This is a genomic window from Escherichia sp. HH26CH (assembly GCF_009820205.1).
GTDB classification, from domain to species: domain Bacteria; phylum Pseudomonadota; class Gammaproteobacteria; order Enterobacterales; family Enterobacteriaceae; genus Escherichia; species Escherichia coli_F.
Window position 1 is genome coordinate 137,935 of sequence record NZ_VNXM01000054.1, and the last position, 16,182, is coordinate 154,116.

15 protein-coding genes are annotated in these 16,182 nt (G+C 51.7%); 9 read left to right on the plus strand and 6 right to left on the minus strand.

Annotated features, from left to right (window positions below):
* Window positions 1–124: 124 nt before the first annotated feature.
* Together moeA and moeB are read left to right on the plus strand one after the other, a co-directional pair.
* Window positions 125–1,360, plus strand: a complete 1,236-nt coding sequence (gene moeA / locus FQ015_RS18105; protein WP_039020433.1) for a molybdopterin molybdotransferase MoeA — start codon at window positions 125–127, stop codon at window positions 1,358–1,360.
* Complete coding sequence (moeB, locus tag FQ015_RS18110; protein WP_039020432.1) at window positions 1,360–2,109, plus strand: molybdopterin-synthase adenylyltransferase MoeB; 750 nt, start codon at window positions 1,360–1,362, stop codon at window positions 2,107–2,109. Before moeA ends, moeB begins: the two co-directional genes overlap by 1 nt.
* An 87-nt stretch (window positions 2,110–2,196) precedes the next feature.
* On the opposite strand, the gene fsa is transcribed toward moeB, so the two are convergent.
* On the minus strand, window positions 2,197–2,859 hold the full coding sequence (fsa, locus tag FQ015_RS18115; protein WP_001305948.1) for a fructose-6-phosphate aldolase: 663 nt from the start codon (window positions 2,857–2,859) through the stop codon (window positions 2,197–2,199).
* Between the two features lie 130 nt (window positions 2,860–2,989).
* Here fsa and FQ015_RS18120 point away from each other — a divergent pair, with 130 nt between their 5' ends.
* The 4 genes from FQ015_RS18120 to FQ015_RS18135 all read left to right on the plus strand — a co-directional run bounded on the left by FQ015_RS18120 (window position 2,990) and on the right by FQ015_RS18135 (window position 8,699).
* Window positions 2,990–3,889, plus strand: coding sequence for a glycyl-radical enzyme activating protein (locus tag FQ015_RS18120; protein ID WP_039020431.1), 900 nt, complete (start codon window positions 2,990–2,992; stop codon window positions 3,887–3,889).
* A gap of 5 nt (window positions 3,890–3,894) precedes the next feature.
* Window positions 3,895–6,327 carry a glycyl radical protein gene (locus tag FQ015_RS18125; RefSeq protein WP_000209386.1) on the plus strand — a complete coding sequence of 811 codons (2,433 nt, stop codon included), beginning with the start codon at window positions 3,895–3,897 and terminating at the stop codon, window positions 6,325–6,327.
* A gap of 145 nt (window positions 6,328–6,472) precedes the next feature.
* Complete coding sequence (ybiV, locus tag FQ015_RS18130) at window positions 6,473–7,288, plus strand: sugar-phosphatase YbiV (protein WP_039020430.1); 816 nt, start codon at window positions 6,473–6,475, stop codon at window positions 7,286–7,288.
* Between the two features lie 151 nt (window positions 7,289–7,439).
* Complete coding sequence (locus FQ015_RS18135; RefSeq protein WP_160524341.1) at window positions 7,440–8,699, plus strand: DUF1479 domain-containing protein; 1,260 nt, start codon at window positions 7,440–7,442, stop codon at window positions 8,697–8,699.
* A gap of 249 nt (window positions 8,700–8,948) precedes the next feature.
* Here the strand turns inward: FQ015_RS18135 and FQ015_RS18140 are convergent, their stop codons facing one another.
* Window positions 8,949–10,541, minus strand: coding sequence for an ABC-F family ATPase (locus FQ015_RS18140; protein WP_000961458.1), 1,593 nt, complete (start codon window positions 10,539–10,541; stop codon window positions 8,949–8,951).
* A gap of 218 nt (window positions 10,542–10,759) precedes the next feature.
* Between FQ015_RS18140 and ldtB the strand changes: the two genes are divergently transcribed.
* On the plus strand, window positions 10,760–11,680 hold the full coding sequence (gene ldtB, locus FQ015_RS18145; RefSeq protein WP_001056376.1) for a L,D-transpeptidase: 921 nt from the start codon (window positions 10,760–10,762) through the stop codon (window positions 11,678–11,680).
* Between the two features lie 57 nt (window positions 11,681–11,737).
* On the opposite strand, the gene FQ015_RS18150 is transcribed toward ldtB, so the two are convergent.
* Window positions 11,738–12,856 carry an anion transporter gene (locus FQ015_RS18150; protein ID WP_039021127.1) on the minus strand — a complete coding sequence of 373 codons (1,119 nt, stop codon included), beginning with the start codon at window positions 12,854–12,856 and terminating at the stop codon, window positions 11,738–11,740.
* Window positions 12,853–13,320, minus strand: coding sequence for a manganese-binding transcriptional regulator MntR (gene mntR, locus FQ015_RS18155; protein ID WP_000091016.1), 468 nt, complete (start codon window positions 13,318–13,320; stop codon window positions 12,853–12,855). The genes FQ015_RS18150 and mntR overlap by 4 nt, the downstream gene beginning before the upstream one ends.
* A gap of 185 nt (window positions 13,321–13,505) precedes the next feature.
* On the opposite strand from mntR, the gene mntS reads away from it, so the two are divergent.
* Both mntS and opgE read left to right on the plus strand, forming a co-directional pair.
* Window positions 13,506–13,634 carry a manganase accumulation protein MntS gene (mntS, locus tag FQ015_RS18160; RefSeq protein ID WP_039021128.1) on the plus strand — a complete coding sequence of 43 codons (129 nt, stop codon included), beginning with the start codon at window positions 13,506–13,508 and terminating at the stop codon, window positions 13,632–13,634.
* Between the two features lie 269 nt (window positions 13,635–13,903).
* A complete protein-coding gene (gene opgE, locus FQ015_RS18165) occupies window positions 13,904–15,487 on the plus strand; it encodes a phosphoethanolamine transferase (RefSeq protein WP_039021129.1) in 1,584 nt (527 codons plus the stop codon).
* A gap of 48 nt (window positions 15,488–15,535) precedes the next feature.
* Here the strand turns inward: opgE and ompX are convergent, their stop codons facing one another.
* Together ompX and FQ015_RS18175 are read right to left on the minus strand one after the other, a co-directional pair.
* A complete protein-coding gene (ompX, locus tag FQ015_RS18170) occupies window positions 15,536–16,051 on the minus strand; it encodes an outer membrane protein OmpX (protein WP_001295296.1) in 516 nt (171 codons plus the stop codon).
* 52 nt (window positions 16,052–16,103) lie between these two features.
* Entirely contained in the window at window positions 16,104–16,169 is a 66-nt protein-coding gene (locus tag FQ015_RS18175) for a protein YliM (protein WP_120795379.1), read from the minus strand.
* Window positions 16,170–16,182 lie beyond the last annotated feature (13 nt).

The window sequence follows — 16,182 nt, forward strand, 5'->3', positions numbered from 1 at the left end:
ATATAGAAAGATGGATATGGCATGTAAAGGCAGGAGCCAGCGCTACGCCCGAGGTGGCATACAGTCTGTGGCGTTTTTCTGACATAATAGGCAAATTCGATTTTGCCTCCGCAGGAGTGTTTTCATGGAATTTACCACCGGATTGATGTCGCTCGACACCGCGCTTAATGAGATGCTTTCTCGCGTTACCCCACTGACCGCCCAGGAAACGCTGCCACTGGTACAGTGTTTTGGTCGTATTCTGGCGAGCGATGTCGTTTCGCCACTGGATGTCCCGGGGTTTGATAACTCCGCTATGGACGGCTACGCGGTGCGTTTAGCCGATATCGCCTCCGGGCAACCGCTGCCCGTTGCCGGTAAATCCTTTGCCGGTCAGCCGTACCATGGTGAATGGCCTGCGGGTACCTGCATTCGTATTATGACCGGTGCGCCGGTGCCGGAAGGCTGCGAAGCGGTGGTGATGCAGGAACAGACCGAACAGACTGACGCTGGCGTGCGTTTTACTGCTGAAGTGCGTAGCGGGCAAAATATTCGCCGTCGCGGTGAAGATATCTCTGCGGGTGCGGTTGTTTTCCCAGCGGGAACACGCCTGACTACCGCAGAGCTGCCAGTAATTGCTTCACTGGGGATTGCCGAAGTTCCGGTGATTCGTAAAGTGCGTGTAGCGCTGTTTTCTACCGGTGATGAACTCCAGTTGCCAGGCCAGCCGCTGGGCGACGGCCAAATCTACGATACCAACCGTCTCGCCGTACACCTGATGTTAGAACAGCTGGGATGCGAGGTAATCAACTTAGGGATTATCCGCGACGATCCCCATGCCCTGCGCGCCGCATTTATTGAAGCTGATAGCCAGGCAGATGTGGTGATCAGTTCCGGCGGTGTATCGGTTGGTGAAGCGGATTACACCAAAACCATTCTCGAAGAGTTGGGCGAAATCGCCTTCTGGAAGCTGGCGATCAAACCGGGTAAACCGTTCGCGTTCGGTAAACTCAGTAATAGCTGGTTCTGCGGCCTGCCGGGTAATCCGGTTTCAGCAACGCTGACCTTCTATCAACTGGTACAGCCGTTACTGGCAAAATTGAGCGGCAACACCGCCAGCGGCCTGCCAGTGCGTCAGCGCGTACGCACGGCTTCTCGCCTCAAGAAAACGCCTGGTCGCCTTGATTTCCAACGCGGTGTGCTGCAACGCAACGCCGACGGCGAGCTGGAAGTCACCACCACCGGGCATCAGGGCTCACATATATTTAGCTCCTTTAGCCTCGGCAACTGCTTTATCGTACTGGAACGCGAGCGCGGCAATGTAGAAGCGGGCGAATGGGTGGAAGTAGAACCGTTTAACGCGTTGTTCGGAGGCCTGTAATGGCAGAACTCAGCGATCAGGAGATGCTGCGCTACAACCGGCAAATCATTCTGCGTGGTTTTGATTTTGACGGTCAGGAAGCATTAAAAGATTCTCGCGTGCTGGTCGTCGGGCTGGGTGGGCTCGGCTGCGCGGCCTCGCAATATCTGGCAAGCGCCGGTGTCGGCAACCTGACGCTGCTCGACTTCGACGCGGTTTCGCTTTCAAATCTGCAACGCCAGACACTGCATAGTGATGCCACGGTCGGGCAACCGAAGGTGGAATCCGCCCGAGACGCACTGGCGCGGATCAATCCACATATCGCGATTACGCCGGTAAATGCGTTGCTTGATGACGCGGAGCTTGCTGCGTTGATTGCTGAACACAATCTGGTGCTCGACTGCACGGATAACGTTGCGGTACGCAATCAACTGAACGCAGGCTGTTTTGCCGCGAAGGTGCCGCTGGTTTCCGGCGCGGCAATTCGCATGGAAGGTCAAATCACGGTCTTCACTTATCAGGACGGCGAGCCTTGCTACCGCTGCCTTAGCCGTTTGTTTGGCGAGAACGCGTTAACCTGCGTAGAAGCAGGCGTGATGGCACCGTTGATCGGCGTAATTGGTTCGTTGCAGGCAATGGAAGCGATCAAACTGCTGGCAGGTTATGGCAAACCTGCCAGCGGCAAAATCATTATGTACGATGCGATGACTTGCCAGTTTCGCGAAATGAAACTGATGCGTAATCCGGGGTGCGAGGTGTGCGGGCAGTAATTGCCACCTCCAGGTCTGATAAGACGCGGCAAGCATCGGTGCACTCCGCCACGTCACCAGCAATTTATGAGGATGCAGAACGTCCGGTTAAATCGACGTTCTGCCAAACGCTCCCTGCCAGTCCTGCTCAAACTTCGCCACAGCGGCATCAACTGCCGGATAGCTAATCATCTGCTGCGCCACATCCAGTGGCAGCGTGATTGATTCACATCCTGCCAGTAAGCAGTCCAGCGCCTGACGCGGGGTTTTAAAACTCGCGGCTAACACTTTCGCCTGCGGCGCATGCATTTTCAATAACTGGTGTAAATCGGTCACAGTTTGAATACCGCTACCGCCCTGAGCATCTATTCGGTTGACGTAAGGTGCAACGTACTCCGCACCTGCCAGCGCCGACAGCAGCCCTTGTGCCGCGCCATACACTGCCGTACCCAGCGTCGGAATCCCTTCTGCTTTTAACATTTTAATAGCAGCCAGCCCCTCGGCAGTCACCGGGACTTTCACCACGATATCCGCAATGATAGAACGCAGTTTACGTGCATCATTCACCATCCCTTCGGCAGTGGTAGCCATCACCTGGGCAAACAGACGCCCCTGACCGCCCATCGCTTCGTGAAGCTCCGGAAGTACCACCTCCAGCGGTTTTTTACCCGCAGCGATAATACTTGGGTTAGTCGTCACACCCGCCAGCGGAAAAATACGTGACAGCGCCTTCACCGCAACAACGTCTGAAGTATCCAGATACAGTTCCATAACCATCCTCAAAATGTACTTTTTGTCTGAATGTAGACTATCACGGGAAAACTCTCTGAACAGTTGACGCACATCAATCAAACTTTCATTCGAAAGTATTTTAATGTTTGAACGAAACAGAGAGGCAACTATGATTTTCAATATTCAGCGCTACTCGACCCATGACGGCCCCGGTATCCGCACGGTCGTTTTTCTTAAAGGCTGTTCACTGGGCTGCCGCTGGTGTCAGAACCCAGAAAGCCGCGCCCGCACGCAGGATCTTCTGTATGACGCACGTCTGTGTCTGGAAGGCTGCGAGCTGTGCGCTAAGACCGCGCCGGAAGTGATTGAGCGCGCGCTGAATGGTTTGCTTATTCATCGGGAAAAGTTAACCCCGGAGCATCTGACGGCGTTAACCGACTGCTGCCCGACACAGGCGTTAACCGTGTGTGGTGAAGTGAAAAGCGTTGAGGAGATCATGGCGACCGTTCTGCGCGACAAACCGTTTTACGATCGCAGCGGCGGCGGCTTAACGCTTTCCGGTGGTGAGCCGTTTATGCAGCCGGAAATGGCGATGGGGCTACTGCAAACCAGCCACGAAGCCGGTATTCATACTGCGGTAGAAACCTGTCTGCATGTGCCGTGGAAATACATCGCCCCTTCTCTGCCGTATATCGATCTGTTTCTTGCCGATTTAAAACACGTTGCCGACGTGCCGTTTAAACAGTGGACCGACGGTAACGCCGCCAGAGTGCTGGATAACCTGAAAAAACTCGCAGCGGCGGGGAAAAAAATCATCATCCGCGTGCCGTTGATTCAGGGCTTTAATGCCGATGAAACCTCTGTGAAAGCCATTACCGATTTTGCCGCCGACGAGCTGCACGTCGGCGAAATTCATTTCCTGCCCTACCACACGCTGGGCATTAACAAATATCACTTACTTAATCTGCCCTATGACGCCCCGGAAAAACCGCTTGATGCGCCAGAACTGCTCGACTTTGCCCAGCAGTATGCCTGCCAGAAAGGGTTAACCGCGACCTTACGAGGATAACAACCATGACCACACTGAAACTGGACACGCTCAGCGACCGCATTAAAGCGCACAAAAATGCACTGGTGAATATTGTGAAACCGCCGGTCTGTACCGAGCGCGCGCAGCACTATACCGAGATGTATCAACAACATCTCGATAAGCCGATCCCGGTACGTCGCGCTCTGGCGCTGGCCCATCACCTGGCGAATCGCACTATTTGGATCAAGCACGATGAGTTGATCATCGGCAACCAGGCAAGCGAAGTTCGCGCCGCGCCGATCTTCCCGGAATATACCGTCTCCTGGATCGAAAAAGAGATTGATGATCTGGCGGATCGTCCGGGTGCAGGTTTTGCGGTGAGCGAAGAGAACAAACGCGTTCTGCATGAAGTGTGCCCGTGGTGGCGCGGTCAGACCGTACAGGATCGCTGCTATGGCATGTTTACCGATGAGCAAAAAGGCCTGCTGGCGACCGGTATCATTAAAGCGGAAGGTAATATGACCTCCGGCGATGCGCACCTGGCGGTCAATTTCCCGCTGTTGCTGGAAAAAGGGCTTGATGGTCTGCGCGAGAAAGTGGCGGAGCGCCGCTCGCGTATTAACCTGACCGTGCTGGAAGATCTGCACGGCGAGCAGTTCCTGAAAGCGATTGATATCGTGTTGGTGGCGGTCAGTGAACATATTGAACGTTTCGCTGCCCTGGCGCGTGAAATGGCCGCTACCGAACCCCGCGAAAGCCGTCGCGATGAACTGCTGGCGATGGCCGAAAACTGCGACCTTATCGCCCACCAGCCGCCGCAGACTTTCTGGCAGGCGCTGCAACTGTGCTACTTCATCCAGTTGATTTTGCAGATTGAATCTAACGGTCACTCGGTATCGTTTGGTCGTATGGACCAGTATCTCTACCCGTACTATCGCCGCGACGTTGAACTGAACCAGACGCTGGATCGCGAACACGCCATCGAGATGCTGCATAGCTGCTGGTTAAAATTGCTGGAAGTGAACAAGATCCGCTCCGGCTCACACTCAAAAGCCTCTGCGGGAAGTCCGCTGTATCAGAACGTCACCATTGGCGGGCAAAATCTGGTTGATGGTCAACCAATGGACGCGGTGAATCCACTCTCTTACGCGATCCTCGAATCCTGCGGTCGCCTGCGTTCCACTCAGCCTAACCTCAGCGTGCGTTACCATGCAGGAATGAGCAACGATTTCCTCGACGCCTGTGTGCAGGTGATCCGCTGCGGCTTCGGGATGCCGGCGTTCAACAACGACGAAATTGTCATCCCGGAATTTATTAAACTCGGTATTGAACCGCAGGACGCTTACGACTACGCAGCGATTGGTTGTATCGAAACCGCCGTCGGTGGCAAATGGGGCTATCGCTGCACCGGGATGAGCTTTATCAACTTCGCCCGCGTGATGCTGGCGGCGCTGGAAGGCGGTCGTGATGCCACCAGCGGCAAAGTGTTCCTGCCACAAGAAAAAGCGTTGTCAGCGGGTAACTTCAACAACTTCGATGAAGTGATGGACGCGTGGGACACGCAAATCCGTTACTACACCCGTAAATCAATCGAAATCGAATATGTCGTCGACACCATGCTGGAAGAGAACGTGCACGATATTCTCTGCTCGGCGCTGGTGGATGACTGTATTGAGCGAGCGAAAAGCATTAAACAAGGCGGCGCGAAGTATGACTGGGTTTCTGGCCTGCAGGTCGGCATTGCTAACCTCGGCAACAGCCTGGCGGCAGTGAAGAAACTGGTGTTTGAACAGGGCGCGATTGGTCAGCAACAACTGGCTGCCGCACTGGCGGATGACTTCGACGGCCTGACGCACGAGCAGTTGCGTCAGCGGCTGATTAACGGCGCGCCGAAGTACGGCAACGACGATGATACTGTCGATACGCTGCTGGCTCGCGCTTATCAAACCTATATCGACGAACTGAAGCAGTACCATAACCCGCGCTACGGTCGTGGTCCGATTGGCGGCAACTATTATGCGGGCACATCGTCTATCTCCGCTAACGTACCGTTTGGCGCGCAGACTATGGCAACGCCGGACGGACGTAAAGCACATACCCCGCTGGCAGAAGGCGCTAGTCCGGCCTCCGGTACTGACCATCTCGGCCCAACGGCGGTCATTGGCTCGGTGGGTAAACTGCCTACGGCAGCGATTCTCGGCGGCGTGTTGCTCAACCAGAAACTGAATCCGGCAACGCTGGAGAACGAATCTGACAAGCAGAAACTGATGATCCTGCTACGTACCTTCTTTGAGGTGCATAAAGGCTGGCATATTCAGTACAACATTGTTTCCCGCGAAACATTGCTGGAGGCGAAGAAACATCCGGATCAATACCGCGATCTGGTGGTACGCGTAGCGGGTTATTCCGCCTTCTTCACCGCGCTCTCTCCAGACGCACAGGACGATATCATCGCCCGTACCGAACACATGCTGTAATCCCCTCAGCCCGGCGGCGTCGTCGCCGGGCCAAATCATTCACATCATCAATTCCGCTCTCACTTTCATTCGAAATATAATTTGTGCTCTGCGTCACATTGTTATTACACTGTTACGGTTTCATTTTCGAGCCAGGAGCACACCTATGAGCGTAAAAGTTATCGTCACAGACATGGACGGTACTTTTCTTAACGACGCCAAAACGTACAACCAACCACGTTTTATGGCGCAGTATCAGGAACTTAAAAAGCGCGGCATTGAGTTCGTTGTCGCCAGCGGTAATCAGTATTACCAGCTTATTTCGTTCTTTCCTGAGCTAAAGGATGAGATCTCTTTTGTCGCGGAAAACGGCGCACTGGTTTACGAACATGGCAAGCAGTTGTTCCACGGCGAATTAACCCGACATGAATCGCGGATTGTTATTGGCGAATTGCTAAAAGATAAGCAACTCAATTTTGTCGCCTGCGGTCTGCAAAGTGCATATGTCAGCGAAAATGCCCCCGAAGCATTTGTCGCACTGATGGCAAAACACTACCATCGCCTGAAACCTGTAAAAGATTATCAGGAGATTGACGATGTGCTGTTTAAATTTTCGCTCAACCTGCCAGATGAGCAGATCCCCTTGGTCGTCGACAAACTGCACGTTGCGCTCGACGGCATTATGAAGCCGGTTACCAGTGGTTTTGGCTTTATCGACCTGATTATTCCTGGCCTGCATAAAGCGAATGGTATTTCGCGGTTACTGAAACGCTGGGATCTGTCACCGCAAAATGTGGTAGCGATTGGCGACAGCGGTAACGATGCGGAGATGCTGAAAATGGCGCGTTATTCCTTTGCGATGGGCAATGCTGCGGAAAACATTAAACAAATCTCCCGTTACGCTACCGATGATAATAATCATGAAGGCGCGCTGAATGTGATTCAGGCGGTGCTGGATAACACCGCTCCTTTCAATAAGTAACCTTTTCCCGGCCGGAGCTATCGTTCCGGCATCTCTCTTTTTTGCTCACTTTGTGCACTTACTCAAGATTTTCATCTTGCGTTAACTTATTTTTAACTTAAAGTATCAATCATAACTATTTTTACTTTCGAACGAAAGTTGTGAGGTTGATATGACTTTTACCTATGAGACACTGCCAACAGATGCGAAAACGGCTATCCGTAAGATGAAAACGGAGCTGCGACAACAGATCGGCGATGTACAACAGGTCTTCGATAAACTCTCTGCAAAAATCGAAGCACGTGTAGCAGAAATAGACGCCCTCAAAGGGCAAGGATTACCGGTTTGGCCGGAAGTCCCATATAGCGACGTTGCAGCAGGTACAGTGAGTGAAGCCACGCGCAATGAAATTAAACGTCGCGGCTGTGCAGTAATTAAAGGCCATTTCCCCCGCGAACAGGCACTGGCATGGGATCGCGCAATGCTTGACTATCTTGATGCCAATCATTTTGATGATGTTTATAAAGGTCCCGGCGACAGCTTCTTTGGATCGCTGGAGGCATCTCGTCCTGAAATCTACCCTATTTACTGGTCGCAGGCACAAATGCAGGCGCGACAAAGTGACAATATGGCGGCGGTGCAATCTTTCCTTAACCGCCTGTGGAAGTCTGAAAGCAACGGCAGGCAGTGGTTTGATCCCGATATTAGCGTGATCTATCCGGACAGGATCCGCCGCCGCCCACCAGGCACGACGTCTAAAGGTCTGGGTGCACACACTGATTCTGGGGCGCTGGAACGTTGGTTATTACCCGCTTATCAGCGTGTTTTTGCCCATGTTTTCAACGGTAATGTCGACGATTACGATCCGTGGGATGCTGCATACCGTACTGATGTTGAAGAGTACACGGTGGATAACACCACAAAATGTTCGGTGTTCCGCACTTTTCAAGGCTGGACGGCGCTTTCCGATATGTTACCAGGACAGGGATTATTGCATGTGGTGCCAATCCCGGAAGCGATGGCGTATGTTTTATTGCGCCCACTGCTGGATGACGTACCGGACGATGAGTTGTGTGGGGTCGCTCCTGGCAAAGTTCTGCCCATTTCAGAGAAATGGCATCCACTACTGATTAAAGCACTCACTTCCATTCCAGCTATTACAGCGGGGGATTCCGTCTGGTGGCACTGCGACGTGATCCACTCCGTCGCATCGGTAAATAATCAACAAGGCTGGGGGAATGTGATGTATATCCCTGCCGCGCCGATGTGTGAGAAAAACCGGGCTTATGCGCATAACGTCAGGAAAGCACTGGAAAAAGGGGCATCACCGGGCGATTTCCCTCGAGAAGATTATGAAGCAAACTGGGATGGCCGATTTACGCTGGATGATCTGAACATTCACGGTAAGCGCGCGCTGGGCATGGATGTTTGAGAGGTGATGGATTAGTAGAAGTGAATTGATGTGAGGTTAAGAAAGCAGGTTCGGTGTTGCTCTGATTGCTGACAAAGTGCGCTTTGTTCATGACGGATGCGGCGTTAACGCCTTATCCGGTCTACAAAGTCCTGAAAATTCAATATATTGTGGTACACTGTCAGGCCTGATAAGCGTAGCGCATCAGGCAATTTTGCATTTGTCATCAGTTTCAGTAGCCCTGACCCTATCAGGGCTACTGATAATAACTTACTCGATCCCTTTACTACGCAGGTAATCTTCGTAATTACCGCTAAAGTCGATCACGCGTTCCGGGGTGATTTCCAGAATGCGAGTCGCCAGCGAGCTTACAAACTCACGGTCGTGAGAAACAAAGATCAGCGTTCCCTGATACAATTCCAGCGCCATGTTCAGCGACTCGATAGATTCCATATCCAGGTGGTTGGTCGGTTCGTCCATGATCAGAATATTCGGCTTCTGCATCATTAACTTACCAAACAGCATCCGCCCTTTTTCTCCACCGGAAAGCACTTTCGCTGGCTTTTTGATGTCGTCCTGGCTGAACAGCAAACGACCGAGAATGCTGCGTACCGCCTGCTCGTCATCGCCTTCCTGCTTCCACTGACTCATCCATTCGAATACGGTCAGATCATTTTCGAACTCATATTCGTGGTCCTGGGCGTAGTAACCAATGCGCGCGTTTTCAGACCATTTTACGGTGCCGCTGTCCGGTTGCAGATCGCCCACCAGCGTTTTCAGCAGCGTTGATTTACCGACGCCGTTGGTACCCAGTACCGCCAGTTTTTCACCCACTTCCAGCAGCAGGTTGAGATTTTTAAACAGGGGACCGTTATCAAACCCTTTGGTCAGACCTTCCACTTCCAGCGCGTTACGGAACAGTTTCTTATCCTGTTCAAAACGGATGAACGGGTTCTGACGGCTGGAGGCTTTCACCTCTTCAAGTTTGATTTTATCAATCTGGCGTGCGCGCGAAGTTGCCTGGCGAGATTTCGAGGCGTTGGCACTAAAGCGGCTAACGAAAGATTGCAACTCAGCAATCTGCGCTTTCTTCTTGGCGTTATCAGCCAGCAGACGTTCACGCGCCTGAGTCGCCGCCGTCATGTACTCATCGTAGTTGCCCGGATAAACGCGCAGTTCACCGTAATCCAGATCCGCCATGTGGGTACAAACCATGTTAAGGAAGTGACGGTCGTGCGAGATGATGATCATGGTGCTGTCACGCTCGTTCAGCACCTGTTCCAGCCAACGAATGGTGTCGATGTCGAGGTTGTTGGTCGGTTCGTCGAGCAGGAGAATGTCCGGATCAGCAAACAGCGCCTGCGCCAGCAGCACACGCAGCTTCCAGCCAGGAGCAACTTCACTCATCGGGCCGTAGTGTTGTTCCACTGGAATTCCCACGCCAAGCAACAGTTCACCGGCGCGAGCTTCCGCAGAGTAACCGTCCATTTCGCCGTATTTCACTTCCAGATCGGCCACTTTATAGCCGTCTTCTTCACTCATTTCCGGCAAAGCATAGATGCGGTCGCGCTCCTGCTTCACTTCCCACAACTCTTTATGCCCCATGATCACCGTATCCAGCACGGTGAACTCTTCAAAGGCAAACTGATCCTGACGCAATTTACCAATGCGCTCGTTGGGATCGAGGGAAACGTTACCCAGCGTCGGCTCTAAGTCGCCGCCGAGGATCTTCATAAAGGTGGATTTACCACTACCGTTCGCGCCAATCAGGCCGTAACGGTTGCCGCCGCCAAACTTGACGGAAATGTTTTCAAACAACGGCTTACTGCCGAACTGCATGGTGACGTTACTGGAAACTAACACAGGCGTATCCTGAAAAGAGATATGACAAACCGCATATTATGCCATAAGTCTGAAAGAAGATCCCGTCCCCCGCTTAAGGTCTACACTCTTCCCAAAGGCAAAAAATGTGATTTCGTACACATCTGATTTCACTGTGAGCTGGAATGAACTTATAATGCGCTTCCAATACTCTAATATTCTCAACCCAATGGCCTGCCAGGCACTAAATCTCGCTTAACATGAATATGAAATTGAAAACATTATTCGCAGCGGCCTTCGCTGTTGTCGGCTTTTGCAGTACCGCCTCTGCGGTAACTTATCCTCTGCCAACCGACGGGAGTCGCCTGGTTGGTCAGAATCAGGTGATCACCATTCCTGAAGGTAACACTCAGCCGCTGGAGTATTTTGCCGCCGAGTACCAGATGGGTCTTTCCAACATGATGGAAGCTAACCCGGGTGTGGATACCTTCCTGCCGAAAGGCGGTACTGTACTGAACATTCCGCAGCAGCTGATCCTGCCGGATACCGTTCATGAAGGCATTGTCATTAACAGCGCAGAGATGCGTCTCTATTACTATCCGAAAGGCAGCAACACCGTTATCGTGCTGCCCATCGGCATTGGTCAGTTAGGCAAAGACACGCCTATCAACTGGACCACCAAAGTTGAGCGTAAAAAAGCAGGCCCTACCTGGACGCCGACCGCCAAAATGCACGCAGAGTACCGCGCTGCGGGCGAACCGCTTCCGGCTGTCGTTCCGGCAGGTCCGGATAACCCGATGGGGCTGTATGCACTCTACATCGGTCGCCTGTACGCTATCCATGGCACCAACGCCAACTTCGGTATCGGTCTGCGTGTAAGTCATGGCTGTGTGCGTCTACGTAACGAAGACATCAAATTCCTGTTCGAGAAAGTACCGGTCGGTACTCGCGTACAGTTTATTGATGAGCCGGTAAAAGCGACCACCGAGCCTGACGGCAGCCGTTATATTGAAGTCCATAACCCGCTGTCTACCACCGAAGCCCAGTTTGAAGGTCAGGAAATTGTGCCAATTACCCTGACCAAGAGCGTGCAGACAGTGACCGGTCAGCCAGATGTTGACCAGGTTGTTCTGGATGAAGCGATCAAAAATCGTTCCGGGATGCCGGTTCGTCTGAATTAATCGTCAAAACGTAAAACAGAGGCGGACTCATCATCCGCCTTTTTTATTTGCCAGACCCTACCAGGCCGGGAGCATAACGAATAAAACGTATCCCACCAGCGCCGCCCACAACAGCATCGGTATTGAATAGAGATGGAAACGCCACCAGATACGGCGATCGTTTGCCATCCGTAACGCAATCAAATTTGCCAGCGATCCGGGTAATAAACCAAAGCCACCCACGTTTACCGCCCATGCCAGTAATAAAGACGGTGGCACATAATTGAGCAGCAAAATCGTGCTCGGCACGTTACTGATCACCTGCGATAAACCAATCGCCGTTAACCATAATCCGGGTTCGGATAAATGACTCACGTTACTTAACACCCCATGCAAAGCTGGCAGTTGGGTCAGTAAATGGACGTCGATAAACATCGCCATAAATACCAGCAGCAGAGTCCAGTCCACGCTGATCACCACGCGACGAGCCAGCAGCGCAAAGCCCGCCGCTACAATCACCAGTCCCCACAGCTCTTGTTTTAACTCCAGCGCCGTCAGAAAGACGATATACAGCCCCAGACAACTCCACACCAGCCGCGGTTTCCACTCAGGTGTTTGCGCCCCCGTATGATATTGCAGCGCCTTTCCAGGGAAACAACACCAGCACAGTAGCAGGAGTGTCAGCATCATTGCGCCAGCCAGCGGTGCCATTTGGGCAATAAACCCGGCAAACGAAAGACCAGAACGACCCCAGATAAGAATATTTTGCGGGTTGCCAATCGGCGTCAGTAGCGAACCCGCATTGACTGCCAGCGCCTCAAAAATAATCAGTCGATTAACCGGGATCTCACACAGTCTTTTTAGTGTGATTGTCAGCGGAACAACAATAAACAGCGCGACATCGTTGGTCAGAAAGGTAGAAAGTAGCGCCGCCGCCAGCACCATAAACATCGCCAGCCGTCGCTCCGTAGCAAAGCGGCGCACCATTTTGCGCCCCAGCACATCAAAATAACCGCTTAACTCCACACCTTTGGTCAGCAGCATCAGACCGCTTAAGGTGATGATGGTGTGCCAGTCGATAGCAGCAAGCCAGGATTTCGGTGCAAAGGGAACGAAAAAACTTAATCCGATGCCAACAAGAATTAATAACTGAAAAAAGCGATCGCCTTGCAGCGTGCGTAAAAAAGGCAGGCTCATTTGGCACCGTGTTTCTGGGTAAACAAACGAAAGGCATCCAGCGTCTCTTCACTGACATGGTGCTCCATGCCTTCCGCGTCGCGACGAGCGATTTCCGGGCTGACGCCCAACACCAACAAGAAATTTTCGACTATCTGATGTCGCTCGCGGCTTTCCTGCGCCAGCTTCTCTCCTTCTGCCGTTAAAAACACGCCACGCCAGGGGATCATTTCAATCAGCCCCATGGTTGCCAGTCGCTTAAGCATTTTAGCCACCGTCGGTTGCGAAACGCCCAGACGAGCAGCCATGTCCACCTGACGAGCTTCCCCCACTTCCCTGATCAAGTCAGAAATCAGCTCAACGTAATCATCAATAAGCTCGCGCCGATGCGCCTCTCTGACCTGGCGGAACCCTTCAACGTGCTCTTCCACGTTCACTAACTGCGTCACTTTTTTTGCTGTTGGCGTACCTGCGCGACGACTCATTGTGCTTCCTCATTATGGTGACGCATACATAGCGTTCTCATTTCGTGCGCACATTGTAAACCAGAGTTGCGAAGGTACAAAAAATTAACGTTTTAGCAATAGCTATATAATATAGCCTGTGCTATATCTGTATGTAATGCAATCATCCCTCAAGGATCGACGGGATTAGCAAGTCAGGAGGTCTTATGAATGAGTTCAAGAGGTGTATGCGCGTGTTTAGTCATTCTCCCTTTAAAGTACGGTTAATGCTGCTCTCTATGTTGTGCGATATGGTCAACCACAAACCGCAGCAAGATAAACCTTCCGATAAATAGCGGCGTCGCGGTACGCCGCCTCACTCTTGTTTTCATACAGGTATAACGTGTTTGGCCTGAAAACCCCACTTTTTGTCGGATTTGCAATCCCCTTCGCAAAAGATTTGTTCGTCAGTAGTTGACCTTAACGGCTGCTCGCTCTATCTTCTTGCAGCCCTGCGTATATTGCGGCTCGCGGATGCGGACCCTTTTCCCCTCTTCACGCACTCTTGCAGGTATTGACCCTTGACGCCAGGGTAAGCACATGGCGTTTGTTACGATAGTGGCATATGAATTTAACCCTCAAAGAATCGCTTGTTACCCGTAGCCGGGTATTTAGCCCGTGGACTGCGTTCTACTTTTTACAGTCGCTATTAATTAACCTCGGCTTAGGTTACCCCTTCAGTTTGCTATACACCGCCGCATTTACGGCTATTTTGCTTTTGCTATGGCGAACATTGCCTCGCGTACAAAAAGTTCTGGTCGGTGTCAGTTCGCTGGTGGCAGCTTGTTATTTCCCTTTTGCTCAGGCCTACGGCGCGCCTAACTTCAATACATTGCTGGCATTGCACTCCACCAATATGGAAGAGTCGACCGAAATCCTGACGATTTTTCCGTGGTATAGCTACCTGGTCGGCTTATTTATTTTTGCACTCGGCGTAATAGCAATCAGGCGGAAAAAAGAGAGCGAAAAAGCGCGCTGGAATACCTTCGACAGCCTGTGTCTGGTATTCAGTGTGGCGACATTTTTTGTTGCTCCCATGCAAAACCTGGCCTGGGGCGGCGTATTTAAACTGAAAGATACTGGCTATCCGGTATTTCGTTTTGCTAAGGATGTCATCGTCAATAATAACGAGGTGATTGAAGAGCAAGAACGGATGGCAAAACTTTCCGGAATGAAAGATACCTGGACGGTCACTGCCGTTAAGCCGAAATATCAGACCTATGTGGTGGTGATCGGTGAAAGTGCGCGTCGCGATGCCCTCGGTGCCTTTGGCGGTCACTGGGATAATACCCCGTTTGCCAGCAGCGTTAACGGTTTGCTTTTTGCTGACTACATTGCTGCCAGTGGCTCCACGCAGAAATCGCTTGGCTTAACACTCAATCGCGTAGTCGATGGCAAACCACAGTTTCAGGATAACTTTGTCACCCTGGCAAATCGCGCGGGCTTTCAGACGTGGTGGTTTTCCAATCAGGGCCAAATCGGAGAATACGATACCGCCATCGCCAGCATCGCCAAACGGGCAGATGAAGTGTATTTCCTGAAAGACGGTAATTTTGAAGCAGATAAAAACACGAAAGACGAAGCGTTACTGGATATGACCGCTCAAGTGCTGGCGCAAGAACACTCGCAACCGCAACTGATTGTTTTACATCTGATGGGCTCACATCCGCAGGCCTGCGACCGGACACAAGGCAAATACGAAACCTTTGTGCAATCGAAAGAAACGTCATGCTATCTCTATACCATGACACAAACGGACGATTTGTTGCGTAAGCTGTACGACCAGTTACGCAATAGCGGCAGCAGCTTCTCGCTGGTTTACTTTGCGGACCACGGTCTGGCCTTTAAAGAACGCGGCAAAGACGTGCAATACCTTGCCCATGATGATAAGTATCAGCAAAATTTCCAGGTGCCTTTTATGGTCATTTCGAGCGACGATAAAGCGCATCGGGTGATTAAAGCCCGCCGTTCAGCCAATGACTTTTTAGGCTTTTTCTCGCAGTGGACGGGAATTAAAGCGAAGGAAATTAACATCAAATACCCGTTTATATCTGAGAAGAAAGCCGGGCCGATATACATCACCAACTTCCAGTTACAGAAGGTAGATTACAACCATCTCGCAACCGATATTTTCGACCCGAAACCTTAAAAACAAAAATCCGCCCCGAGAGGCGGATTTTTTATATCACCGAAGTGATTAGAAGCGGTAACCAACACCGGCAATCCAGGTGCCTACGTCAACGCTACGAATACGGCTCTGCTCGTAAGAGAAGTCCAGAGCAACGTTTTCCATCGGGTTAAACTGCAGACCTGCACCGTAGGAGAAACCGTAGTCGCTGGTGTCGTGTTTGTAGGTCGGGTATTCAGTGGTCTGGAATTTACCATAACCCACACCCACTACACCGTAGATGCTTGCCCAGTCGTTAATGCGGTAAGCCGGACCAGCAGTGATGCCGTAGTACTGGTTTTTGTTGTAGTCACCAGAGCTTGCAGTACGGCTTTTCTCGGTGTAAGTGAAAGAACCGATCACACCCAGCGGGCTGTTGTCTTCTTCATAGCGGTATTTCAGGTTGAAACCGCCCATTTTGTTCATTTGGCCCTGAGCGTCGCTCTGTGCGTAACCGCCAGTTACGGTAGAAGTCGCAGCTACGGAAGTACCTGCGGTGAAAGCCAGAACTGCGGCCAGTGCTGAAAGACATGCAATTTTTTTCATAACCACCTCAAATGTGATTCAAATAAGTCCTAAGTTTTAAATATATCAAAAATTAATGGGAAACTCTTCGCGATTTATGATGTCTAACGGGCCATTTCATGTAACAGAACGTTTCCATACACCGCTATCCA

What these genes read in the sequence shown, in the direction of transcription:
- moeA (WP_039020433.1), top strand. Translation starts at nt 125, where the DNA reads ATGGAATTTACCACCGGATTGATGTCGCTCGACACCGCGCTTAATGAG.
- moeB (WP_039020432.1), top strand. Translation starts at nt 1,360, where the DNA reads ATGGCAGAACTCAGCGATCAGGAGATGCTGCGCTACAACCGGCAAATC.
- fsa (WP_001305948.1), bottom strand. Translation starts at nt 2,859, where the DNA reads ATGGAACTGTATCTGGATACTTCAGACGTTGTTGCGGTGAAGGCGCTG.
- FQ015_RS18120 (WP_039020431.1), top strand. Translation starts at nt 2,990, where the DNA reads ATGATTTTCAATATTCAGCGCTACTCGACCCATGACGGCCCCGGTATC.
- FQ015_RS18125 (WP_000209386.1), top strand. Translation starts at nt 3,895, where the DNA reads ATGACCACACTGAAACTGGACACGCTCAGCGACCGCATTAAAGCGCAC.
- ybiV (WP_039020430.1), top strand. Translation starts at nt 6,473, where the DNA reads ATGAGCGTAAAAGTTATCGTCACAGACATGGACGGTACTTTTCTTAAC.
- FQ015_RS18135 (WP_160524341.1), top strand. Translation starts at nt 7,440, where the DNA reads ATGACTTTTACCTATGAGACACTGCCAACAGATGCGAAAACGGCTATC.
- ldtB (WP_001056376.1), top strand. Translation starts at nt 10,760, where the DNA reads ATGAATATGAAATTGAAAACATTATTCGCAGCGGCCTTCGCTGTTGTC.
- FQ015_RS18150 (WP_039021127.1), bottom strand. Translation starts at nt 12,856, where the DNA reads ATGAGCCTGCCTTTTTTACGCACGCTGCAAGGCGATCGCTTTTTTCAG.
- mntR (WP_000091016.1), bottom strand. Translation starts at nt 13,320, where the DNA reads ATGAGTCGTCGCGCAGGTACGCCAACAGCAAAAAAAGTGACGCAGTTA.
- mntS (WP_039021128.1), top strand. Translation starts at nt 13,506, where the DNA reads ATGAATGAGTTCAAGAGGTGTATGCGCGTGTTTAGTCATTCTCCCTTT.
- opgE (WP_039021129.1), top strand. Translation starts at nt 13,904, where the DNA reads ATGAATTTAACCCTCAAAGAATCGCTTGTTACCCGTAGCCGGGTATTT.
- ompX (WP_001295296.1), bottom strand. Translation starts at nt 16,051, where the DNA reads ATGAAAAAAATTGCATGTCTTTCAGCACTGGCCGCAGTTCTGGCTTTC.